The organism is Caballeronia sp. LZ016, assembly GCF_031450805.1.
GTDB lineage: Bacteria > Pseudomonadota > Gammaproteobacteria > Burkholderiales > Burkholderiaceae > Caballeronia.
Genome location: NZ_JARTVY010000005.1, coordinates 418,065 through 439,829, shown reverse-complemented (window position 1 = coordinate 439,829; position 21,765 = coordinate 418,065). Strand labels below are relative to the sequence as shown.

General features: G+C 63.0%; 22 protein-coding genes. 12 read left to right on the top strand and 10 right to left on the bottom strand.

Annotated features, from left to right (window positions below; translation table 11 throughout):
* Positions 1-17 precede the first annotated feature (17 nt).
* Complete coding sequence (locus tag P9220_RS25770; RefSeq protein WP_309768681.1) at positions 18-593, bottom strand: peroxidase-related enzyme; 576 nt, start codon at positions 591-593, stop codon at positions 18-20.
* A gap of 217 nt (positions 594-810) precedes the next feature.
* Between P9220_RS25770 and P9220_RS25765 the strand changes: the two genes are divergently transcribed.
* Positions 811-1,440, top strand: a complete 630-nt coding sequence (locus P9220_RS25765) for a peroxidase-related enzyme (protein ID WP_309768680.1) — start codon at positions 811-813, stop codon at positions 1,438-1,440.
* Positions 1,437-1,679, top strand: a complete 243-nt coding sequence (locus P9220_RS25760) for a hypothetical protein (RefSeq protein ID WP_309768679.1) — start codon at positions 1,437-1,439, stop codon at positions 1,677-1,679. The genes P9220_RS25765 and P9220_RS25760 overlap by 4 nt, the downstream gene beginning before the upstream one ends.
* A 14-nt stretch (positions 1,680-1,693) precedes the next feature.
* Here P9220_RS25760 and P9220_RS25755 read toward each other — a convergent pair whose 3' ends face one another.
* Positions 1,694-3,922, bottom strand: a complete 2,229-nt coding sequence (locus tag P9220_RS25755; RefSeq protein WP_309768678.1) for a family 1 glycosylhydrolase — start codon at positions 3,920-3,922, stop codon at positions 1,694-1,696.
* Positions 3,923-4,271: 349 nt separating this feature from the next.
* Between P9220_RS25755 and P9220_RS25750 the strand changes: the two genes are divergently transcribed.
* The 4 genes from P9220_RS25750 to P9220_RS25735 all read left to right on the top strand — a co-directional run bounded on the left by P9220_RS25750 (position 4,272) and on the right by P9220_RS25735 (position 8,543).
* A complete protein-coding gene (locus P9220_RS25750; protein WP_309768677.1) occupies positions 4,272-5,456 on the top strand; it encodes a glycosyltransferase family 1 protein in 1,185 nt (394 codons plus the stop codon).
* Positions 5,444-6,616: a UDP-galactopyranose mutase gene (gene glf, locus P9220_RS25745; protein ID WP_309768676.1), complete on the top strand. Its 1,173-nt coding sequence runs from the start codon at positions 5,444-5,446 to the stop codon at positions 6,614-6,616. Before P9220_RS25750 ends, glf begins: the two co-directional genes overlap by 13 nt.
* A gap of 368 nt (positions 6,617-6,984) precedes the next feature.
* On the top strand, positions 6,985-8,142 hold the full coding sequence (locus P9220_RS25740; RefSeq protein WP_309768675.1) for a hypothetical protein: 1,158 nt from the start codon (positions 6,985-6,987) through the stop codon (positions 8,140-8,142).
* Positions 8,143-8,321: 179 nt separating this feature from the next.
* Positions 8,322-8,543 (top strand): hypothetical protein, encoded by a 222-nt coding sequence (locus P9220_RS25735; RefSeq protein ID WP_309768674.1) that lies wholly within the window; start codon positions 8,322-8,324, stop codon positions 8,541-8,543.
* Positions 8,544-8,562: 19 nt separating this feature from the next.
* On the opposite strand, the gene P9220_RS25730 is transcribed toward P9220_RS25735, so the two are convergent.
* From P9220_RS25730 to P9220_RS25720, 3 genes are all read right to left on the bottom strand, one after another.
* Positions 8,563-9,585, bottom strand: coding sequence for an SGNH/GDSL hydrolase family protein (locus P9220_RS25730; protein ID WP_309768673.1), 1,023 nt, complete (start codon positions 9,583-9,585; stop codon positions 8,563-8,565).
* Between the two features lie 182 nt (positions 9,586-9,767).
* Positions 9,768-9,875, bottom strand: a complete 108-nt coding sequence (locus P9220_RS27125) for a hypothetical protein (RefSeq protein ID WP_404980244.1) — start codon at positions 9,873-9,875, stop codon at positions 9,768-9,770.
* Between the two features lie 281 nt (positions 9,876-10,156).
* Positions 10,157-10,708: a thioredoxin family protein gene (locus tag P9220_RS25720; protein WP_309768672.1), complete on the bottom strand. Its 552-nt coding sequence runs from the start codon at positions 10,706-10,708 to the stop codon at positions 10,157-10,159.
* Positions 10,709-10,913: 205 nt separating this feature from the next.
* Here P9220_RS25720 and P9220_RS25715 point away from each other — a divergent pair, with 205 nt between their 5' ends.
* Positions 10,914-12,620 carry a cytochrome c biogenesis protein DipZ gene (locus P9220_RS25715; protein WP_309768671.1) on the top strand — a complete coding sequence of 569 codons (1,707 nt, stop codon included), beginning with the start codon at positions 10,914-10,916 and terminating at the stop codon, positions 12,618-12,620.
* A gap of 11 nt (positions 12,621-12,631) precedes the next feature.
* On the opposite strand, the gene P9220_RS25710 is transcribed toward P9220_RS25715, so the two are convergent.
* From P9220_RS25710 to P9220_RS25700, 3 genes are read right to left on the bottom strand one after another with little or no spacing between them, the layout of a single operon-like run.
* Positions 12,632-13,963 carry a HAMP domain-containing sensor histidine kinase gene (locus P9220_RS25710; protein ID WP_309768670.1) on the bottom strand — a complete coding sequence of 444 codons (1,332 nt, stop codon included), beginning with the start codon at positions 13,961-13,963 and terminating at the stop codon, positions 12,632-12,634.
* A gap of 8 nt (positions 13,964-13,971) precedes the next feature.
* The gene (locus P9220_RS25705) at positions 13,972-14,712 is read right to left on the bottom strand and encodes a response regulator (RefSeq protein WP_309768669.1); all 741 of its coding nucleotides are present in this window, start codon (positions 14,710-14,712) and stop codon (positions 13,972-13,974) included.
* A 7-nt stretch (positions 14,713-14,719) separates the two neighbouring features.
* The gene (locus tag P9220_RS25700; RefSeq protein ID WP_309768668.1) at positions 14,720-14,842 is read right to left on the bottom strand and encodes a hypothetical protein; all 123 of its coding nucleotides are present in this window, start codon (positions 14,840-14,842) and stop codon (positions 14,720-14,722) included.
* Positions 14,843-15,086: 244 nt separating this feature from the next.
* On the opposite strand from P9220_RS25700, the gene P9220_RS25695 reads away from it, so the two are divergent.
* Both P9220_RS25695 and P9220_RS25690 read left to right on the top strand, forming a co-directional pair.
* Positions 15,087-15,305: a DUF4148 domain-containing protein gene (locus tag P9220_RS25695; RefSeq protein WP_309768667.1), complete on the top strand. Its 219-nt coding sequence runs from the start codon at positions 15,087-15,089 to the stop codon at positions 15,303-15,305.
* Between the two features lie 36 nt (positions 15,306-15,341).
* Positions 15,342-15,761, top strand: a complete 420-nt coding sequence (locus P9220_RS25690) for an organic hydroperoxide resistance protein (RefSeq protein ID WP_309768666.1) — start codon at positions 15,342-15,344, stop codon at positions 15,759-15,761.
* 54 nt (positions 15,762-15,815) lie between these two features.
* Here P9220_RS25690 and P9220_RS25685 read toward each other — a convergent pair whose 3' ends face one another.
* On the bottom strand, positions 15,816-16,886 hold the full coding sequence (locus tag P9220_RS25685; RefSeq protein ID WP_309768665.1) for an SDR family oxidoreductase: 1,071 nt from the start codon (positions 16,884-16,886) through the stop codon (positions 15,816-15,818).
* Positions 16,887-17,020: 134 nt separating this feature from the next.
* Here P9220_RS25685 and P9220_RS25680 point away from each other — a divergent pair, with 134 nt between their 5' ends.
* Positions 17,021-17,842, top strand: coding sequence for a methyltransferase domain-containing protein (locus P9220_RS25680; RefSeq protein ID WP_309768664.1), 822 nt, complete (start codon positions 17,021-17,023; stop codon positions 17,840-17,842).
* 113 nt (positions 17,843-17,955) lie between these two features.
* Positions 17,956-19,593: a methyl-accepting chemotaxis protein gene (locus P9220_RS25675; protein ID WP_309768663.1), complete on the top strand. Its 1,638-nt coding sequence runs from the start codon at positions 17,956-17,958 to the stop codon at positions 19,591-19,593.
* Positions 19,594-19,604: 11 nt separating this feature from the next.
* On the opposite strand, the gene P9220_RS25670 is transcribed toward P9220_RS25675, so the two are convergent.
* Positions 19,605-20,309 (bottom strand): GntR family transcriptional regulator, encoded by a 705-nt coding sequence (locus P9220_RS25670; protein WP_309768662.1) that lies wholly within the window; start codon positions 20,307-20,309, stop codon positions 19,605-19,607.
* 153 nt (positions 20,310-20,462) lie between these two features.
* Between P9220_RS25670 and P9220_RS25665 the strand changes: the two genes are divergently transcribed.
* Complete coding sequence (locus P9220_RS25665) at positions 20,463-21,737, top strand: glucarate dehydratase family protein (RefSeq protein WP_309768661.1); 1,275 nt, start codon at positions 20,463-20,465, stop codon at positions 21,735-21,737.
* Positions 21,738-21,765: the final 28 nt, after the last annotated feature.

The following is a 21,765-nucleotide window of genomic DNA, read 5'->3' as shown; positions in this document are numbered from 1 at the left end:
AGTCTCCTGTGCGGGGTTCAGGCAAGCGTCGAGAAATACTTCTCGTCCGGCACGACGCCCGTTGCAATGAAGATGCGATTGGTATGGTTGAACCACGATGCCGTTTCGATCGCTTCGAGAATGTCGGCATCGTCGAGGCCGAGGCGTCGCAATCGTTCGATGTGATGCGGCGTGATCGAACGCGGCGATATCGTGATGGTCTCGGCAATTTCGGCGAGTGCGCGCTGACGCGGCGAAAGATCGGCGAGGTGATGATCGAGCGTGATGCGCCGTGCACGCACGCGGTCCCGCAAAGCAGCGGCGAGCGCATGTGCATGATGAATCGTGCATAGCCCGCAGCCGTTCGTGCGCGATACGATCACCGCGATCAGTTCCCGTTCGTCGAGCGGCAGGCGCCCTTCGGTCGCGCTGAAAAGCTTCTCGAAATACTGCGTGAAGCGGCGTGCCGTCTCCGGGTTCACGGACAGCGCGCGAATCCAGTTGTCGCCGTCGTGCTTGTCGACGAGATCGCGGATATCGTCGCCGAGCGTGTCGTGATCGGGCACGTCGAGCCGTCCGATGACGTGAGCATCGGCGCTGAGGACTTCTGCCATGTCGCATTCCTCGTCTTGGGCGTTCGGGAAAGACTGCGATTCATTATGCGCAGCGTCCTCTGGCGCGATCCAATATCGATTTGCGATTTGCAAATTCGGCCGGCGCGACGAGTGGAACAGCGCGTTCACCGATTAGCTTATGAAAAATGGGTCGTACCGGTGACCGTGTTCGTGCGCTACCTTGAAGCACTTTCAGAAGCGACAGGAGAACCCGACGATGTCCACGCTCGCGCCCGAACAAGACACGCTCGCCGATGCCACCGTGAGTCGCGAGCCGATCTCGCGCTTCGTCGTGCCCGACGAAGCGCGCCTGCCGCCGCACGTCGCGTCGATTCATGCGCAATTCCGGCGACAGTATGGCTTCGTGCCGAACTGGCTTGCGGCTTTATCGGTGAATCCGGATACCGCTTATCGGCTCGTCACGTTCTACGAGCATCTCTTCGATCCGCATCGCAGTCATCTGACGGCGGCCGAGCGCGAACTCATTGCGGTGGTGACATCGGCGGCGAACGGATGCAGCTATTGTGTGTTCAATCACACGCAGGCGCTCGCGAACGTGACCGGCGATACGGTGCGCGCGCAGCGCATTGCGCAGGGCTTTCATCATGTGCGCCTCTCGCCGAAGGAAGCGGCCCTCGCGGAAGTGTCGGAGCGCGTGACGCGCGATCCGGCGAGCATCGGCGAAGACGACTTGCAGCGCTTGCGGGAGATCGGCTTCACGCAGCAAGCGGTCACCGAAGTGCTGGAAATAGCGGCTTTTTTCAATTACGCGAACCGCTTGACCATTGCGTTGAACGTGGTGCCGGACGATCGGTTCTTTACCGGGCGCGATCTGAAGACCGCGTGACTACGATGCATCCGATTCTGAACAGCTTGTTCCAGCGCGCCGAACGTGCGCGCGAGCGCCGCTTTCTGCGTGAAGCCAGACGCGCGATGAGCGGGTGCGGTTGCGCCGCTTCGAACCGCAACGACAGCGACAGCGAGGCATCCCGCGCCGAACGGCTTCGGTGCATCGCGCTCTTCGCGCAGGCGGGATACTTCAACATGACTTATTCCGCCGATTTCTTCGAGCCGCCGATCGAATAACGTGCGTCCGACAGTCATCGCGCGATCCGCAGCCTCGATGCATCGTCCGAGACGTCACGCAAGTGCATGCGCCAATGCTCCATATAACGATACAGCGCGCTGTCGAGTGTCGGAAGGACGGCTGCGCGGTCGCTCGTCAACGCGCTGTATGCAGGCCGCGCCGCCGCGAACTTCATCTCTTTGGCAGTGCGCCTGCTGATGAGATCGGCGTTCAGGTTCGCGATGGTCGCGGCCTGAATGGCGAGGTCCGCCCACGTCACGGCGCCGCGATTGCTCAGATGAAGAATGCCCGCTTCGGCGTCGATGAGCAGGTCGAGGCAAGCATGGACGAGATCGGGCGCGTAGGTCGGCGATATCGTCAGATCATGCGCCGCGGCGAAAGGCCGGTCCTGCGATAGCGCCTGCAGCGCGCCCAGAAGGAAGTTGCTGTCGTCCCAAGGCCCGAAGAGGCCGCTCGTCCGCACGACGAGTGCATCGGGGCAGGCACGCAGCACACTGGCTTCCGTCTGAGCCATGATGCTGCCGTAGCAGTTGACCGGCGATACATCGTCGGTCTCGACATAGGGACGCGCGCGCAGGCCGTCGAACACGTAGTCCGACGAAAACATCACATAGCGGATCGAACGTTTGGCGCAAGCCATGGCGAAGCGGGTTGCATGCGCCATCATGCGACGAAGCTGCTCGCCGCCGCCACGCTCGGCTTCGTCCACGTCGATGAGTTCGCCTGCATTGATGATGGCCCAGGGCGAATGCCTGTCGATGAGGCGATCGATCGCACCTGCATCGGCGCCGCGCATGAAGTCCGACGGAAGCCGCTCGTATCGCAAGTCGCGCTGCGCGCATATTTCCTCGAACGCTCGACCGAGCGGACCGCGACCGATGATGAGTATCGGCGGTGCGGTTTCCGGCGCGATCTTCGGCCTCGCGTGCAGCGAGACGACGCCCGACGCATCGTAGACGACCGGCTCGCAAAGAAAGCGCCCCGGCCTGCGCCACCATCCGGTGCCGTGCAGCACCGGATGATCGTGTGCTCTCCCTGCAGCAAGATCGCGCATCAGCGCGGCGAGTGCCGTCTCGCGCGGTGTCGTGCCGCGCACATCGAACGGGCCGGACTCATAGTAGCCGCGATCGTCGGTGACGAGGCAATTCCAGTCGTATGACCCGAGCAGTGCCCAGACCGTCACCGCGCGGATGTCGACGCCTTGCTCGCGTGCATCGCTTGCCGCGGTCCATATCTCATGCAGCCAGCGCATCTGATCCTGACGCGTCGCGTCGATATGCGCTTCCGTGATCGCAAGCGGCCGCTCGTAGCGCCGCCATGCCTCGTCGATCAAAGCCCGGATGCCGCCTGTCGGCCCTGCGAGGACGCGCGCGGTTTCGATATCCGCAAGGCGATGCCCGTACCAGTCGCAACGATAAGCCTCGGGATAATTCTCGGCGCGATCGTCGAGCCATCGCTCGCTGGTGATGTAGTAGTTGATTCCGATGATGTCTGGCGGACAGGGATTGTCGGCCAGCCAGAGAACCTCGTCTTCGGCGATGCCCGCGTCCATGAAGTATTGCCACAGAGGATGGCCCGGCACCACCATGCCGCACAGCAAGTCCCACGAAAGCCAGCGCCGTTCGTTGTAGAAATCGACGAGCTTCGCCATCGCAGGCGTGCCTTGTGTCTTGCCGAGATCGTCCGTCTGCACGAGCTTCGCGCGCGGGTTGAAGGCGCGGATCTCTCGCATGGCACACACCGTGGCTTTGCATTGATTGATCAATGCCTGCAAATAGGTTCGGTCATCGGTGCCGTGCGGATGCCACACGCCATAGAGCCCGCTGAAGCGCGCCGTGGTGTTCGGCTCATTGACGGGCGTGTAGTACTCGAGCCACGGATAACGCTGTGCGACCGCACGTGCGAATTCCGCGAGACGCTCGACGAAATCGGGGTCCAGCAGTCCACCGGGCAAGGGGCCGCTGCCGTGGTGCAGAAGCCCGGCGATCGGCTCGACGCCCAGATCGCGCAGTTCAGGCAAGCGCGCGTCCAGCCACGACCAGTCGGCTGCTTCGATGCCGGACGGAGCGGTTCGCTCCCACAGCACCGGGTAACGCAACGCCTCGATGCCCAATGAGGCGAAGCGTTCGAGGTCGCTCTCGCGCGTTGCGTGGCCATTGCGGTCCAACTGACTGAAGAACCTGTCCCGCACGCGGTTGATCGTGCATTCCAGCCCGCCCCATAGCACCAGCCTTTCTTCCATGTCTTTGCACTCTACGTTGATTTAACGCGACGCATCCCTCTGAGCAGTTCATATGCCTTTGCTTCGAACTGGCGCTTCACTTTTCGTCGAGCCGTTCGGGAACGACGATTGCCCATCGTCGAATGGAACCCTCCGATGTGCTCGTGTCTGCCCGGTTCTTAGTTGTTCGATGGAATGCTTCGCGCAATCGTCGTCGTTGTGGAAGCAAAAGGCAACCGGCTCTCAGGAGCGCTGAAGGTCCAACGTTGCACGTTCGGACACAGGCGGAATTGCGGGTCGGGTGAGAATTAACCGCCATGCGTATGAACGGAGGCCTTCCTTGCCCCAGTCGCTAGCCCAACAACAAATCGTGCCTGACGTTGCCGAGTCCGGCGGTGGTCATCGTCCGTCGAATGTCGTTCGCCCGCGCATCGTGCCGGCGAGATCGGGACTGCCACGGACGGTACTGTGCCTGTCGCACTTGCGATGGGACTTCGTGTATCAACGGCCGCAGCATCTGCTCTCGCGGCTCGCAAAGCATGCACGGGTGCTGTTTTTCGAAGAACCCAGACGTATCGATGAGACGCGGCCCCGGCTCGACGTGCATGCCGCCGGCGACCGAATACAGATTCTCACGCCCTGTCTGCCTGCCGGCCAGACAAGCGAACAGGACGAAGAATCCCAGCGCGTATTGCTCGACGAATATCTCGCGCTCGAAAACGTGCAGGATCTCGCGCTCTGGTATTACTCGCCGATGATGCTCGCGTTCACGGACCATCTCGATGCGCGTCTCGTCGTTTATGACTGCATGGACGAACTGTCGGCCTTCAAGAAGGCGCCGCCGCAGCTCTCGCAACGCGAGGCGCGTCTCATGCAAAGAGCGGACGTGGTATTCACCGGCGGGCAAAGCCTTTACGAATCCAAGCGGCGGTTTCATCGCAACGTTCACGCTTTCCCGAGCAGCGTGGACGTCGCGCACTTCCAGAAGGCCTGTGAAGGGCATGAGGAACCGCACGATCAGGAAGCGCTGCCGCGACCGCGCATGGGCTTCTATGGCGTGCTCGACGAACGCTTCGATACCGCATTGCTCGGCGAACTGGCGATTGCGCGGCCTGACTGGCAGTTCATCATGCTCGGCCCGGTCGTCAAGATCGATCCCGCCGATCTGCCGCAAGCCCCGAATATTCACTACCTGGGCCAGAAAACCTACGACGACTTGCCGCGCTATCTCGCGGGCTGGGACGTCGCGCTCATGCCGTTCGCGCTCAACGAGTCCACCCGCTACATCAGTCCGACGAAGACGCCCGAATATCTTGCGGCAGGACGTCCGGTCGTGTCGACACCGATTGCGGATGTCGTGTCGCGTTACGGCGATACGGGCGTCGTGCGAATCGCTTCCGATGCGAGCGGCTTCGAGCGGGCTATCGAGGAGGCGTTGATCGATTCGGCAGACCGCTCCGCGTTCGTTGCTCGCGCGAGGGCCGTGCTTGCAGGGATGTCATGGGATAACACTTGCGCGGCGATGCTGGCGGAGGTCCAAAAATGCGCACGCTAGACAGTACGAATCAATGGTCAGGTTCGGGCCAGAAGGGCGGCAGGGGCTTCGATTACCTGATCGTCGGCGCGGGGTTCGCCGGTAGTGTGATGGCCGAAAGACTGGCCGCGCAATATGGCCAGCGCGTGCTGGTCGTGGACCGGCGTCCGCATATTGGCGGGAACGCCTACGACGAGTACAACAGCGACGGCATCTTGATTCATCGCTATGGGCCGCACATCTTTCACACGAACGCGCAGCGTGTCGTCGATTATCTTTCGCGATTCACGCAGTGGCGACCGTACAGGCATCGCGTACTGGCATCGGTCGACGGCATGCTCGTACCGATGCCGATCAACCTGACTACGCTGAACATGCTGTATTCGATGAACATGTCGCCTGAACAGGCCGAGGCTTTTCTGGCGGCGCGCGCCGAGCCTGTGGCCGATATCAGAACGTCGGAAGACGTCGTGGTCAGCAAGGTCGGGCGCGAGCTCTACGAGAAATTCTTTCGCGGCTATACGCGCAAGCAATGGGGCATCGATCCATCCGATCTGGATCGGTCAGTGACGTCGCGCGTACCGATACGGACCACGGCCGAAGACGGATACTTCAACGATGAATTCCAGTGCATGCCGCTCGAAGGCTATACCCGCATGTTCGAGAAGATGCTTTCGCATTCGAACATCGAAGTGCGTTTAGCAACCGACTATAAGGACGTGCGCGAGCAGGTTCGATACCGCCGGCTCATCTACACCGGCCCGATTGACGAATACTTCGACTACTGTCTCGGCAGGCTGCCGTATCGCTCGCTCAAGTTTCGGCATGAAACGATCGACGAGGCGCATTTTCAATCGCTTGCCGTCGTGAACTATCCGTCGGAGGATGTGCGGCATACGCGCATTACCGAGTACAAGTATCTGACGGGCCAGACGCACGCCAAGACCAGCATCACATACGAGTATCCGAGCGACGAGGGCGACCCGTACTATCCGATCCCGCGGCCTGCGAACGCAGAGCTTTTCCGGCGTTATCAGGAACTCGCCGACGCAAAGCCGGAGGTGACGTTCGCGGGAAGGCTCGGAAGCTATCGTTACTACAACATGGACCAGGTCGTCGCGCAGGCACTGAGCATGGTTCAGCGGATCGCCGAAAAGGAAGGCATGAAGCAGGCCGCGTAACACTCAACGATGCCGGCGTGCAACGCGCCGGCATCGGTCATCTTTTCCATATCGCCTTCCGGCGGCCGGCGTGCTGCGAGCCACCAGCGACGCGGTAAATAATTCTCCTAAATAAAAACCCCTAGAAATCCTTGCCAATTGCTCGGCGATGCGAATACACTTTGCTCCCGCGCGATCGCTAGTCGGAAATGCTGATCGCCTTCCCTAAGGGATCGGCAGGTTTTACCGGACGCCAGCGCCGGCACCAATCTTCCCAGCCTGATCCCCGTTAATCGATTGTCTCCGGCCTCAAGCCGGTCCCAGCGCGACGCTTTCGCGCGGGGACATCCACGAGTACACGCAAGACCATGTTGAAGCACGAGCAGGAAATGCTCCTCTTTGTAGCGTTTCAGGGAGCGATTGGCACGTTGGCCGCGTTTATCGGCTATTTCGTCGTTGGTGTCGACGACATTAACGCGATGTTTCGCTTCACCGCGTACATGCTGAGCGACGCCAGCGGCTGCGCGCTCTTCGTTTATCTGCTCGGCCCGTATTTCGGCTTGACCGGGCGCCGCCTCATGCGACTGAGCTTTTTGATTCCGGGTGCGCTTTTGCTGACCGGAAACGAATCCGTTCCGATGATGGCCGCTGTCTATGGCCTTTTCCTCGGGCTCACATGGAGCGCGCGGTATTGGCTGGAAATGAGCGTGCTGAGCGACGCGGAACGCGACAGTTATGCGTCGCGTTCAGGCGCGCTTGCAGTTGCCGGGGGCATCGTCGCAACGCTCGTTGCTACGCTTTTCCTCGCGAAGACCGGCAACAGCAGCCATGCACTTTACAAGCTGTATGGCATGGTTTGCATCGGAGCCGGCCTGATGCTCGGACGCAACGTGACCGAAGCGCCGATGGTTCCCGCGAAGAATCCACTCGCGGTCATCGCGCAACCGGAATTTCGCAACTGCCTGCCGCTGTTCTTTCTCGAATCGGGCTTGCTTGGCGTCGGCGGCGCAGTGGGTTCCGTCGGGGCGGCGATGTCGCTCGGATCGGCGAGCGATCTCGGATGGGTTTCCAGCGTCGCCGGCCTCGCCGGTGCGGCTGCGCTCTATGTCACGCGCAAGAGCCGCGGCGTGCATAACCGTTCGGGCTGGCTCGGCTGGTCGTGCTTCGCGGTGGCGATCTCATTCGTCCTCCTGGGCGCGAGCGCGTGGCTGCCTGCACTGTTCGTCGCGCATTCGATCCTCCGATCCGCTGCGGGGCCGTTCCTTAACGCCAGTGAGCATGTACTGAATCAGCGCGCGCTGGACATTCGCGGCGAACTCGTGGATCGCATCGTGGCACGCGATCTGGTGATGTGGGTCATGCGCATGGGTTCCCTGCTCACGTTCTGGTGGTTGTCCAACGCGATGTCGCCGGCGCACTTGCTGGAGATCGGCTCGGCCATTCTCGCGCTCGGTGCGGCGGCCGAGTATGCGATCGGGCAAGCGTGGTTTGCAGCCGACGCGCGCACCCCGCGCATCGGTGCCGTGAGCGCCCGGCAATCCAGCTGATACCCGCGAAACTGCACGGGCTTGCGGTCCGAAACAGGCGTTTTTCGGACCGCGTCATGGAATCGCTTTCAACGCTTCTTTTTCGCTCGCCGCCGTATAGTTAAGTGACCTGAAGGACGGGCAGGCAAGCGCTTCGCCGGTCCCTTGAACTAGGTCTATCCCTAATGAAGGAGACGCGCATGAACCAGGTGCATGCGGACTATCGGGGCTTCGTCATCACACCTTTGGCCGCATTCGACGACGGCCTCTACACGTCGATGCTCATTCTGCGCGACAAGGCCGGTCGTCAGCGCGCGACCGGCATGCTGGGGCAATTCGCATCGGCGAACGAGGCGTGTCAGTTCGCGCTGGCGGTCGGGATGGAAGAAATCGATCGCCAGATGGCGCTATCTTCCGATTGACTCAGCGCTGTTTCGTGCCTCAGCGCCCGAGCCCGCTCGCTGCGATCTGCGCCTGCACGTACTGCGCAAAGAGCGCGTGCATGCGGGTCGTGGGGTGCAGTTCATCGGCGAACATGTAGGTCTGGTCCGCATTCGACGTCGTGTAAGTGGCGGGCGAGCAGAGCAGCGACGTATCGCGCGGTGTCTTCGACGGATCGCAGGCCTGGCCCGTATTCGACACGGCAAAGCCATTGGCCTGATAGTTCGCGATGGTCTGCGTCGTCCATGTGTACGCATCCACGAGGATGACCTTGCCTTGCACGCCGTTGGTCTGCAACGCGGCGTTGAGCGTTGCGTTGAAGAGTTGCGAGAGCTGCGTATAGTTCGCGCCGCCATCGGCGGACCGGATGCCTTTCGGCGACAAGCCGATGTTCGGCAAATTCACTAGCACCACATGCGTCGCCCCGCGCTGCACGATCTGCGCGACGAGCTGCGCGAGCGTCGTAGCTGCCGTCTCGACGGTGCCGTTGGCGGCAGGCGGGCTGCCTGCGCGGAGCACGTCGTTCGACCCGGCCCAGACCAGGACGAGCTGGTTCGCATTGAAGCTGCCGTGCGTGGCGACATAGCTCGACAGCTGTTGCGTCACGGGCATCTGAATGTCGCCGATCACATCGGTCAGGTATTGATACTGATCCGCGGGCGTGGCGACCGTCGAGCCGCCTTGCGCGTAGTCGAGACCGCTTTGCGCGCGTAATTGATGACCCAGATCGATCGTATAGGCGGGCGACAGCGTATCGCCGTAATACTGCGCGACGTCCTGCGCCCACACCTGGCCGGGATTGGTCGTGAAGCGCCCGCCGCCGACGACGCCGGCAATCGGGGCGTAGGTGCCTGCGTCCGAGAGACTGTCGCCGAACGCCACGACTTGCAGGCGGATGCCGCCTGCGGGCCCGGACGGGTTCACGGGATTCGAATCGTTTCCGCTTCCGCATGCTGTAAGCACTGCAATCAGCGCAGCAAGAATTGCAGAACGGATAAGGGATGTGACTGCGGCGCGATGCATCGCTTCTCCATGCCGGGGCGGTCGACCGGTCGAATGTGTTCAGGATAGTCGTCGATGGGCGGTGCTTCGCTCAGGGACGCGAGGTTGGGATAAGCAAGAAGAGTGCGATGTTGACAGGGCTTGAGGACGACCGCGCGTTCGTTCTTTTGTGGCCCTCGATCGCGAAGCGCTTAGCCGGCGATTCAACCATCTCGCTTGCTCCTCACATCCTTGAATACCGGCATCGCTGACAACACATTCGGCCATCCCGCATGGAACGCAAGCTGAGTCAGCACTTCCGACGCCTCCATCCGAGTCAAAACATTGTCCATCGCACGATTGAGGTGATACGGATTCTGCGCGACCTGCCGTTCGCGACGAGCGCACTGACTGCGACGAGGCTCCTGTCGCGCGGATGTAGTGAACGACGCCGGGTGCAACTTCGCCGAAATTGCTATGGACCGTCTGCGCGCGTTGCTTCTCAGGAGCTTCGTCGAGCGGAAGCAAGGCCACGTCGGCAGATGGCATCCTGCTTGTGTCCACGCCACGCCACGCCACGCTCGTCGAAAACCGTGCTCACGACACGTTTCGATCACCTCCCATCAAGCAGACTGCGTATCTTCTGTTCGGTTTGTGCGTATTGCCCTTCGCCGAAGTGGCTATAAACGAGCTTGCCGTTCTGATCGATCAGATACAGCGCAGGCCAGTACTGATTGCCGTACGCGCGCCAGGTCGCGAAACCATTGTCCTGTGCGACCGGATACGTAATGCCGTTGCGGGCGATCGCTTTCTTCAGATTGCCGGTGTCTCGTTCGAACGCGTATTCCGGCGAGTGCACGCCTACGACGACGAGCCCCTTGTCGCGATACCGCGCATCCCACGCCTTGATATAGGGCAGCGTATGCGCGCAGTTGATGCAATCGAAGGTCCAGAAATCGACGAGCACCACCTTGCCGCGCAGCTTCGCAAGATCGAGCGGCGCGCTGTTGAACCAGTTGTCGATGCCCCGAAAATTCGGCGCATCCGCACCAGTCGCAATGGCGGCGGGCGCAAGCGCCGACACGCTCCCGGATGCAAAGGCCGCAACACCAGCGGTCGCTGCAATTCCCACGGCGACGGCTGCAATCCTGAGACGATTCAACATGACGACCTCCTCGGTGATTAACGATGGAGTGCATTGAAGCGCCCCGGTGTATCGGCACTGTGTCGGCGATGGAAGGCGATCGCGTCAACGTGTATCGGCGCCTCGCGCAGATACATTGCGATACACAACCACAGCACTGCGGACATTCACGCGATACATGGGAGCCGTGAAATAAGGGCCATCGCTCAACCTCGTGGAGACTCTCGTGCTACTCATCGTCATCGCGTTTCTTGGCGGCGCTTTTACCGTGCTGAGTCCATGTATCCTGCCGGTCGTGCCGTTCGTCTTCGCGCGCACGGACCGGCCTTTTCTTACCGATCGTCTGCCGCTTCTGGCGGGTCTCGCGGGCACGTTCACGATCGTCACCGGCCTCGGTGCCGCGGGGCTCGCAAGCGCCGCGCAATTGAGCCAGTATGGCCGATGGATCGCGCTCGCCACGTTTGCGCTTTTCGGCGGATCGCTGGTGTTTCCGTCGATCGCAGCGCGCATCGCGCGTCCGCTGTCGTCGATTGCCGACCGGATCATCGCGCGTTCCCAGTCGCAACTCGCGTCGCGCCGCATTCTGTCCGCAACGCTGCTCGGCGCGGCCACGGGCCTGCTGTGGGCGCCGTGCGCGGGACCGATCCTCGGCGCGATCCTGTCCGGCGCGGCGCTCGATGGCGCAACGTGGACGACCGGCGCCGCACTCGCCGCGTATGCGAGCGGCGCGGCGGTTGCGCTCGCGGTGGCGTCGTCGCTCGGCAAGCGCGCGCTCGATGCGCTCAAGCGTTCGTTCGGCATCGGCGAGCACGTGCGCCGCGCGATGGGCGCGCTCGTGTTGCTGACCGTTGCGGCGATCGCATCGGGCGTCGACACGCGCGTGCTCGCTAGCGTGAAGGGCGTATCGACGGATGGCATCGAAAGCAGGCTCGTCGGCCTGGCTTCCGCAATGCCGCCGAAGCCGCCATCGACCTTGCCGGTGGAAGGCAAGCTGCCCGCCCTCGATGGCGCGACCGAATGGCTCAACACATCGCCGCTTTCACGCGATGCATTGCGCGGCAAAGTGGTTGTCGTCAACTTCTGGACGTACTCGTGCATCAATTGCCTGCGCACGCTTCCTTATCTCAGGACATGGGCGCAGCGGTACGGGAACGACGGGCTCGTCGTGCTCGGCGTGCATACGCCCGAGTTCGGCTTCGAGCACGACACGCGCAACGTGAAGCGAGCATTGCGCGATCTGAACGTGTCGTATCCGGTGGCCGTCGATAACGACTACCGCATCTGGCAAGCGTTCGGCAATCGCTATTGGCCGGCGTTCTATATCGTCGATGCAGAAGGGCGCGTGCGGTATCACCAGTTCGGCGAAGGCGGCTATGACGAGGCCGAAGGCGTCATTCGTCAGTTGCTCGGAAAGACGCCGGGCGCAACGAATGATGGTGCAGTGGCGGCGAGCGGCGCACAAGTGGCCGCCGATGTCGCGCAGGTCGCATCGAACGAAACGTATCTCGGCTATCGCGAGTCGCAAGGACTCACGCCTGCGCAGCGCATCATCCAGAACGCTTCGGAAACCTACGCATTACCGAAACAGCTTGCGCTCAACGAATGGGCCTTCGGCGGACAATGGACCGTCGGCGCAGAAGCCGCCGTTCCCGCCGCACCGCACGCGCGCGTCGCCTATCGCTTCCATGCGCGTGACCTGCATCTCGTGCTCGCGCCCGCCGGCGATGGCAAGCCGGTACGCATTCGTGTCACGATCGACGGCAAGCCGCCGGGCGCATCGCATGGCGCGGATATCGATGCGGACGGCAACGGAACCGTTACCGCCGCGCGTCTCTATCAGCTCGTGCGGCAAAGCGGTCCCATCGTCGATCGCACGTTCGGGATCGAGTTTCTCGATGCCGGCGCGCGGGCCTACGCGTTCACCTTCGGCTGATCGCAAGACGATCAAAGCACGAGCCGCGCTTCCAGACCGCCGCCTTCGCGGTTATGGAGCGTGAGCGTGGCATCCATCGCGCGCGCAAGCTGGCGCGCGATGGCGAGTCCCAGCCCGGTTCCGCCCGTGCTTCTGTTGCGGGAGCCTTCGAGCCTCACGAACGGCTCGAACACCGCCTCGAGCGATGCATCGGGTATTCCGGGGCCGCGATCCATCACCGAGACGCGCGTGCGGCCATCGGCCAATGACTCGATGTGAATCTCGGCTGCGTCCGCGAACTTGAGCGCATTGTCGACCAGATTGCCGACGATGCGCCGCAACGCTTGTGGCCGTGTCACCAGCGGATGCCCGATGCGTCCTTCGAGCGACACGTTCCTGCGCGCATCGACATAATCGTCAACGATGCTTTCGATGAGCGCGTCCGGATCGACGCGCACCGCAGGCTCCTGCGTCCCGTGCAGCGTGCGTGCATACGTGACGCCTTCCTTCACGAGCGTCTCCATCTCCTGAAGGTCCTGCCGGAGCTTCGCGCCGGTTGCATCGTCGTCCATCACGTCGACGCGCAGACGCATGCGCGTGATCGGCGTTTGCAGGTCGTGCGTGATGGCGGCAAGAATCTGCATGCGCTGCGCCATGTACATCGCGACGCGGTCCTGCATCGCGTTGAAGGCTTTCGCCGCGCGCACGACTTCCTCGGGTCCGTGCTCGGGCAGGCGCTGTCCTTTGAGATCGGGGCCGAGCGTGTCGGCGGCGCGGGCGAGTTGCGCGAGCGGACGCGTCGCGAGCCGCACGGCGAGCCAGCTGCACGCGACGATCACCGCGAGCTGCAGCGCGAGCACGAACGGCAGCCAGCCGGATACGGGCGTGCCCTGCATCGGCCGCATGTCGATGGTGAGCGGCGAGCCGTCGGTGAGACGCAAATGCACCTGGAAGCGCTGCGTATCGCCGGGTACCGCATTCACGGTCAGCGGATATCGCTTGCCGATGCCATCGGCAATCGACTGCGCAAAGCGCGCCGACAACGCGGCGTCCGGCGCCGCGCCGCCCACGCCCGGCCCGAGCATGAATTCGTAGCTGCGCCGCGCAAGCCGTGGCAGCCATGCGGCGCGCTCGTCGGGCGGCAGATGATCGAGCAGCGCGACCGAGCTTGCCACTTCGCGCTCGACATAACCGGTCATGACGCTCGTCATGCTCTGGTCGCGCTCGGTCATCGTCAGCCAGAACGCGGCGGTCTGCGCGAGCGCGAGCCCGATCAGCAGGATCAGCGCGAGCCGCGCGAACAGCGTGCGCGGCCAGTGCAGCCATGCCGATGCGATGGCCGGCGCATTCGTCGATGCACCCATCTCCGCGCTCATTGAGCGCCGCCGAGCGGCGTGACGGCGGCGGAGAACACATAACCTTCGCTGCGCAGCGTCTTGATGTAGCGGGGCTCGCGCGCCTCGTCTCTCAAACGCTGACGCAGGCGGCTCACGAGAAGATCGATGGAGCGATCGAACGCATCCGCCTGGCGGCCCTGCGTGAGGTTGAGCAACTGGTCGCGCGTGAGCACGTGTTGAGGATGATCGAGAAACACGCGCAGCAAGCGATATTCGGCGCCCGATAGCGCGACCATCGTGCCTTCCGCATCGAGCAGATGGCGTGCGGTGGTATCGAGCCGCCAGTCGCCGAATGCGAGCAGCGGCGCGGTCTCCGTCACCTCCATGCCCGGCGGCAGCATGCGCGTGCGCCGCAGCACCGAGCGCATGCGCGCGAGCAGTTCGCGCACGGCGAAGGGCTTCGGCAAGTAATCGTCGGCGCCCATTTCGAGCCCGAGAATGCGGTCCGCTTCCTCGTTGCGCGCGGTGAGCATCAGCACCGGGACCGCGCGGAACTTGCCCGCTCGCAGTTCGCGGCATAGCACGAGGCCGTCTTCGCCGGGGAGCATCAGGTCCAGCACGATCAGATCGGGCGCGCCCTGTTCGAGCGCGGCGCGCATCTGACGGCCATTCGCGGCGAGCGACACGCGCATGCCGTTCTTCTCGAGATACGTCGCGAGCAATTCGCGGATGCCGCGATCGTCGTCGACGATCAGCACATGGTCGGTGTGTTCCATCGCTCGTTCAGGATCTCTTGCGCTTGATTTGCAGCCGGGCGGGATGGATCAGCAGACAGTGCACCGGATGCGCCAGTTCGGTTGCCATCCCTCCAGCGACGAGGGCGACGATTGCGAGCATACGCTTCACGACATTGCTCCAGCATGGATGATGGAAGCTTTATATCGCGAAACGCGCCGGCATTCGACTCGCGGCGGAAGCGTTTTGTATCGCAGTGTATCCGCTGTCGCACGCGATACATGACGATTCGAACACCCCGCTTCGCTGAAACATGACGGATACACCGCGGCGTTCCAATACGTCAACGGCAGCAAGCGAAGCAGGCGCCGTCAAGACGTTCAACCGTTCAATCATTCAATCGCAGAGGACCATCATGAAGACTTCGATCATCGCTTTCGTACTCGCCGCCAGTGCTTTCGCCGGAGCCGCGCAAGCCGCCGTCACGAGCGCTGCCGCCATGCCGGACACCTCCGTTGCGCAGCAGGCGCATCGCGACATGGGCAAGACGCGCGCCGAAGTGCGCAACGAACTCGTGCAGGCGCAAAAAAGCGGGCAGATCGCCGCGCTGTCGAGCCTGTATCGCGGCAGCTAAGACGGTCGATCAACACGATACTTTGAGGAACACACCATGACGAAGCCCATCGACACCGTTCTCTACACCGGCAGCACTCACGTGACGGGAGGCCGCGAAGGCCACGCGCGCAGCACCGACGGCCGGCTCGACATTCAACTCTCGCCGCCCGGATCGGCGGGCGCGGGCACCAATCCCGAGCAGCTATTCGCGGCGGGCTGGTCGGCCTGTTTCATCGGCGCAATGAGCAAGGCCGCCGCGAAACTGCAGGTGAAGCTGCCCGCCGATACCGCCGTCGATGCCGAAGTCGATCTCGGCACCAACGAAGGCGGCTATCAGTTGCGTGCGCGGCTTGCGGTGAGTCTGCCGGGCATCGAGCGCGACGTGGCGGCGGCCATCGTGGAGGGCGCGCATGGCACGTGTCCGTATTCGAAGGCGACGCGCGGGAATATCGACGTGACCATTCGCGTCGTGTGAGGCAGTGCGATCATCGGATGAAGGCGTGCCGTGATGCACGCCTTCGCGCCGATATCAGGCCGGAATGATGCGCTCCGCCTTCAGGCGGTCGAACAGGTCGAAGAACGAATCAGGCGTGCTCTGATAGTCGAGGAAGCCGGCCTTGCGGCTCTTCGCCATATCCGTCAGCACTTCCATCGGGCGGCCGAGGTCGGCATCCGTATGCCACCACGAGACGAGCTTGTCGATGTCCGCTTCGGCAAGCGAATGACGCGCGGCAATGTCGGCCCAGACCCTGGCGGCATGCTGCATGCGGTTTTCGAGGGGCCGCGTCTGACCGTCGAAGGGCGCGGGTTCCACGCCGAAATAACCGGCGATACGCTCCCACATCCACTTCCAGCGAAACACGTCGCCATTGACGACGTTGAACGCTTCGTCACGCGCCATCGGCGAGGTCGCGGCCCATTCGAGCTGACGCGCGAGCAGGCGCGCATCGGTCATGTCGGTGAGTCCGTTCCATTGCGCAGCCGAACCCGGGAACACGAAAGGCTCGCCCGTCGCCTTGCAAAGCGTCGCATAGACGGCGAGCGTGACGCCCATGTTCATCGCATTGCCGACCGCATAGCCGATGATCGTATGCGGACGATGCACGCTCCAGCCGAAGCCGTACTGTCCCGCCGCTTCGAAGAGCCGATCTTCCTGCTCGTAGTAGAAGTTGTCGACGGGTTGCCGGCCCTGTTCTTCGCGAAAGGGCGTCATCGGCACGGCGCCCTTCGCATACGCCTCGAATGGTCCGAGATAATGCTTCAGGCCCGTGACGAGCGCGGCATGCTCGATCGATCCCGTCGGCCCCAGCGCACCGAGCACGTTGGAGACCATCGCGCCGTTCACGCGGATGTTCTCCGCTTCTGTGGCCTGCCGCGACCATGCGGTGAAGAAGACGTGGCTGAATTGCTGACCCCCGAGGGCATCCGCCACCGACGACGCCGATGTGAGATCCGCCGTGATCGATTCCATGCCGGCAGGCGCAGGCGTTCTGCCACGCGATAGCCCGGTGATCGACCAGTCGCCGCGCGATTGAAGATGCTCGAAAAGATTGCGTCCGACGACGCCTGTTGCGCCGATGATGAGTGCTCGATTGTCCATTGCAGTCCGTGCTCGTGCTTCGGTTTAACGACGTGATCGCGTTAGTGTGACGGATTGCGCCCGACCCTGCTTGGATGCGACGCGATCGCCTAGACTCATAGGACCGCCCACGCCTGCACGGCGAAGGAGGCGATATGGTCGCTCACGACATTGCCGACAAGCGCTTCAGCGGCGCGATCCCCGAGATATACGACGCATACCTCGTGCCGCTGATGTTCCAGCACTATGCCGATGACATCGCGGCTCGCGTCGCGTTGCGAAGACCCGCGCGCGTGCTCGAAGTGGCGGCGGGAACGGGCGTCGTCACGCGCGCGCTGTCGAACGCGCTGGACGAATCGGCCAGCATCGTCGCAACGGACCTCAATCCGGCGATGCTCGAACGCGCACGAGCCAACGGCACCGCGAGGCCCGTCGAGTGGCGGCAAGCCGACGCCCTGTGCTTGCCCTTCGACGATGCCTCCTTCGATGCGGTCGTCTGTCAGTTCGGCGCGATGTTCTTTCCCGACAAGCCCAAAGCCTTCGCGCAGATGCGCCGCGTCTTGCGCACCGATGGCGTGTTCATCTTCAACGTGTGGGACCGCATCGAGCACAACGCGTTCGCTTTAACCGTGACACAGACGATGTCGCGCATCTTCGCCACCGATCCGCCGATGTTCTTCGTTCGTACGCCGCACGATTATTACGAACGTTCGGTCATCGAGCGCGACCTGCGTGGAGGGAGCTTCGACAAAAGCCCGACGTTCGACGACGTGGCTGGTCACAATCGTGCTGATTCGGCGATGACAGCGGCCATCGGCTTCTGTCAGGGCACACCTTTGCGGTTCGAGATCGAAGCGCGCGGGCCAGATGCATTGTCGATTGCAACGGATGCCTGCGCGGCCGCCATCGCCGATGAGTTCGGACACGAAGCCATCGAAGGCGCGATGCAGGCAACCGTGGTTATCGCAGAGACATGAGTGAGTTCGGATCACTACATTCTCATTACAGTTTCGCGTATGCGCGCCGATAAGCAAGTGACCCCAAGACCCAGCGCAGGATCGTTTGACTTGCGCGCGCATAGACGAGAGAGATGAACACTTTGACCATTCGGGCGCGGCTTGCGCTCACCATGACCTTTCTGGGCTGTCTGCTTTGCGTCTGCGTAGGCTTCGGCCTTTACGGAATGAATGCGATCGACGCGTCCGCGAGAGATCTGGGCCTGAGCACGCTGCCGTCCGTGAATGCGCTAGGCGTCTCCGACATCTACCTGAGCCGCGCGCGCATGCAACTCGATGCCTATGCGCTCGAGCCTGACGCACCCGGCGCGGGCGAAGCGCGTGCGCGCGCCGAGAGCCTCCTGAACAGCGCCGACGACTGGTACAGGAAATACGATGCGATCCCGCGCGGCACGGATGAAGACATGATCGCGAAAGAGGTCGTCGCGGCGCGGGCGGACATGCGCAAGGCCATCGAAGCGTTCGGCGCGGCCATCGGCAGGCACGATCAGGAGCAGGTCCGCCGCTCGGCGCTGAATGAACTGCCGGCGTCGTATGACCGCGTGAGCGCGGCGTTCAGGAAGCTGCGCGAATTCCAGCTTACCGACGCGGCGCGTCAGGATGCGGAGAACGACAGCAAGGTATCGACGCTGCGCATCATCGGCCTGGTTTCGCTGCTCGTGGGTATCGCCGCTGCGGTATCGGGCTGGTACTTCCTTCGACGCGCGATCATGACGCCGCTCGCAGAGGCGCTCGATCATTTCGAACATATCTCGAGCGGCGACCTGACACGAGAAGTGATAGTCAGGACACACGATGAAATGGGGCGCTTGCTTGCCGGCGTCGCGGCCATGAAGGACAAGCTCGCGGTGACGGTCGGCAGCGTGCGAGCCAGCGGCGAAGCGATCGCGAGCGCAAGCAAGGAAATCGCGGCGGGCAACACGGACCTGTCGTCACGCACCGAGGAGCAGGCGGCGTCGCTGCAGGAAACGGCGGCGAGCATGGAGCAGTTGACGTCCACCGTCAAACAGAATTCCGACAACGCGAAGCAGGCGAGCAGCCTCGCCGACAATGCCAACGCAGTGGCGAGCGAAGGCAGCGCGATCGTCGGGCAAGTGGTCGAAACGATGGCCGGCATCGAACAGAGTTCGGGCAAGATCGCCGAGATCATCGGCATGATCGAAGGCATTGCGTTTCAGACGAACATCCTCGCGCTCAACGCGGCAGTCGAAGCGGCCCGCGCCGGTGAGCAGGGCCGCGGCTTCGCAGTCGTGGCGAGCGAAGTGCGCAGCCTTGCGCAGCGCTCGTCGAGTGCCGCGAAGGAGATCAAGGACCTCATCGAAACGTCGGGCAGCCGCGTGCACGCGGGCACCGAACTCGTCGCTCAGGCAGGCGAGACGATGCAGAAGGTCGGCACCGCGATTCAGCGCGTGACGGACATCATGGGCGAGATCGCGGCGGCATCGCATGAACAGAGTCGCGGCATCGAGCAGGTGAATCAGGCGATTGCGCAGATGGACGAGGTCACGCAGCAGAACGCCGCGCTCGTCGAAGAAGCGGCGGCCGCAGCCGGCTCGCTGGAGGACCAGGCCGAACAACTGCGCGGGGCGGTCGCGGTGTTTCGGACGGGGACGCCGGTGCCCGCGATTACGTCCCCGGCGCGCAGCGCCACGCAACCGAAGCGCGCCGTGAAGACGCTTTCCGCAGCCGAAGGCGACTGGGCGACGTTCTGACGAATCGAGCGCTAGTGATCCGTCAGAAAGTCCGGATGACTCGCGCGAATCTGATCGATCTGGCCGAGCGTGCCCGACAGATGGCTGCGCATCGCGGCTTGCGCGGCGTCGGGATCGCTCGCTTCGATGGCGTCGACGATAGCCGTGTGATCGCGCACCACGGCCGTCGTCTTGCCTTCGACGGGCAAGGTCAGCCGCCGCAGCCGGTCGATATGGCCGCTGCGCCGCCGCACCAGTTCCCACAATTGCGGCACGCCCGCAGCCTCCAGCATCTGCCGGTGAAACTCCTGATCGAGCAGCACGAAGCGCTCGTTGTCGGCGGGATCGAGCACGCGGCTTTGCGCGTCGATGGTGGCGCGCAGGCGGTCGATCAGCGCGGCGTCGCGCTCGATCGCCAGCGTGCGGACCACTTCGATTTCGATTGACCGGCGCAGAAAGTGCGCCTGCAGCGCGGCGCTCACGCTGATGCGGCTCACGACCGTCGCGTGCTGCGGAAAGATGTCGACGAGACCCTCCTCGCCGAGTTTCATCAGCGCGTCGCGCACCGGCGTCTGGCTGAGACCGTACTGGGCGGCGAGATCGGCGCGCGAAAGCACGCTGCCGGGCGCGAGTTGAAGCGAGACGATCATCGCGCGCAGCCGTTCGAAGACTTGCGGCGCGGCGTGGCGGGAGCGGTCGAGGCGATGCGCCATCGGTGGTGCGTCGTTGAGATTCATGCTGAAAGCTTAATCGAAGACGGATTCGGTCCGTAGCATACCAACCCGCGCATTGGAGCCGAACGGTCTGCCCTGCTCAGTACTTTCCCCAATGAAACACTAATATATTAGTGTTTAACATGCACGGACTTCCTCGCTAACTGGATTTCCGACATGACGCGCGACATCACCATCACCCAGGTTCGAATCACGCCGATCGCCTTTCGCGACGGCCCGTTGCTCAACGCTGCGGGCATTCACGAGCCGTGGGCGTTGCGCGCGATCGTCGAACTGGAGACGAGCGACGGCCGCGTCGGCATCTCCGAAACCTACGGCGACGAACCGATGCTGCGCGTGCTCGATCAGGCGAAGTCGCTGGCCATCGGCCTTTCGCCGTTCGATCTGAACGCGATGGAAGAACGCGTGCGCGCGACGATCAGGGCGACGCCAGGCGCGGTCGAGTTCGAGCTTGCCCCAGGCTCCCATGCGGCGAAGAACGCGCCGAAGGTCATCAGCACGCTGGAGGTGGCGATGCTCGATTTGCAAGGGCAGATCGTCGGCGCGCCGGTCGTGGACTTGCTGGGCGGCAAAGTGCGCGACGCGGTGCCGTACAGCGCCTACCTGTTCTTCAAGTACGCGGAGCATATCGATAAACCGTACGCGCCCGATGCATGGGGCGAGGGCATCAGCCCGGAACAGATCGTGGCGCAGGCGCAGCGCATGATCGATTTATACGGATTCCAAAGTATCAAGCTGAAGGGCGGCGTTTTCGAGCCGTCGCATGAGATCGCCTGCATGAAGGCGCTTGCGAAGGCGTTCCCCGGCATGCCGCTACGCCTCGATCCGAACGCGAACTGGACGCTGCAGACCAGTATCGCGGCCGCACCCGAGCTCGACGAAATCCTCGAATACTACGAAGACCCTTGCCCCGGTCTCGAAGGCATGGCCGAGTTGCAGAAGCATACGAAGCTGCCGCTCGCGACCAACATGGTCATCACGACGATGGACGATTTCCGTCGCGGCTGCAACATGGGCTCGATCAAAGTATTGCTTTCGGATCACCACTACTGGGGCGGCCTGCGCGCGACGCAGACGCTCGCGCGCATGTGCCGTCTGTGGGGCTTCGGCATGTCGATGCACTCGAACTCGCACCTGGGCATCAGCCTCATGGCGATGACGCACGTCGCCGCGAGCATCCCCAATCTCACGTACGCCTGCGACACGCACTATCCGTGGCAGGAGGAAGAGGTCATCAAGGGCGGCCGCGTGAAGTTCGATAACGGCGCGGTGCGCGTGCCGACGACGCCGGGTCTCGGCGTCGAACTGGACCGCGAGCAGCTCGCCGTGCTGCACGAGCAATACCTCGCGTGCGGCGTGCGCAATCGCGATGACCTGACGCAGATGCGCAAGTATCAGCCGGACTTCAGCGGCAAGAACCCGCGCTTCTGACCGGCTCGACGCTCGACACCCATAACGA

Excerpts from the sequence above, each read along its gene's own strand:
- P9220_RS25770 (WP_309768681.1), bottom strand. The coding sequence starts at position 593 with ATGGCAGAAGTCCTCAGCGCCGATGCTCACGTCATCGGACGGCTCGAC.
- P9220_RS25705 (WP_309768669.1), bottom strand. The coding sequence starts at position 14,712 with ATGGAACACACCGACCATGTGCTGATCGTCGACGACGATCGCGGCATC.
- P9220_RS25690 (WP_309768666.1), top strand. The coding sequence starts at position 15,342 with ATGACGAAGCCCATCGACACCGTTCTCTACACCGGCAGCACTCACGTG.
- P9220_RS25680 (WP_309768664.1), top strand. The coding sequence starts at position 17,021 with ATGGTCGCTCACGACATTGCCGACAAGCGCTTCAGCGGCGCGATCCCC.
- P9220_RS25740 (WP_309768675.1), top strand. The coding sequence starts at position 6,985 with ATGCTCCTCTTTGTAGCGTTTCAGGGAGCGATTGGCACGTTGGCCGCG.
- P9220_RS25730 (WP_309768673.1), bottom strand. The coding sequence starts at position 9,585 with ATGCATCGCGCCGCAGTCACATCCCTTATCCGTTCTGCAATTCTTGCT.
- P9220_RS25710 (WP_309768670.1), bottom strand. The coding sequence starts at position 13,963 with ATGGGTGCATCGACGAATGCGCCGGCCATCGCATCGGCATGGCTGCAC.
- glf (WP_309768676.1), top strand. The coding sequence starts at position 5,444 with ATGCGCACGCTAGACAGTACGAATCAATGGTCAGGTTCGGGCCAGAAG.
- P9220_RS25765 (WP_309768680.1), top strand. The coding sequence starts at position 811 with ATGTCCACGCTCGCGCCCGAACAAGACACGCTCGCCGATGCCACCGTG.
- P9220_RS25670 (WP_309768662.1), bottom strand. The coding sequence starts at position 20,309 with ATGAATCTCAACGACGCACCACCGATGGCGCATCGCCTCGACCGCTCC.
- P9220_RS25665 (WP_309768661.1), top strand. The coding sequence starts at position 20,463 with ATGACGCGCGACATCACCATCACCCAGGTTCGAATCACGCCGATCGCC.
- P9220_RS27125 (WP_404980244.1), bottom strand. The coding sequence starts at position 9,875 with ATGGAGGCGTCGGAAGTGCTGACTCAGCTTGCGTTCCATGCGGGATGG.
- P9220_RS25735 (WP_309768674.1), top strand. The coding sequence starts at position 8,322 with ATGAACCAGGTGCATGCGGACTATCGGGGCTTCGTCATCACACCTTTG.
- P9220_RS25675 (WP_309768663.1), top strand. The coding sequence starts at position 17,956 with ATGAACACTTTGACCATTCGGGCGCGGCTTGCGCTCACCATGACCTTT.
- P9220_RS25755 (WP_309768678.1), bottom strand. The coding sequence starts at position 3,922 with ATGGAAGAAAGGCTGGTGCTATGGGGCGGGCTGGAATGCACGATCAAC.
- P9220_RS25685 (WP_309768665.1), bottom strand. The coding sequence starts at position 16,886 with ATGGACAATCGAGCACTCATCATCGGCGCAACAGGCGTCGTCGGACGC.
- P9220_RS25695 (WP_309768667.1), top strand. The coding sequence starts at position 15,087 with ATGAAGACTTCGATCATCGCTTTCGTACTCGCCGCCAGTGCTTTCGCC.
- P9220_RS25720 (WP_309768672.1), bottom strand. The coding sequence starts at position 10,708 with ATGTTGAATCGTCTCAGGATTGCAGCCGTCGCCGTGGGAATTGCAGCG.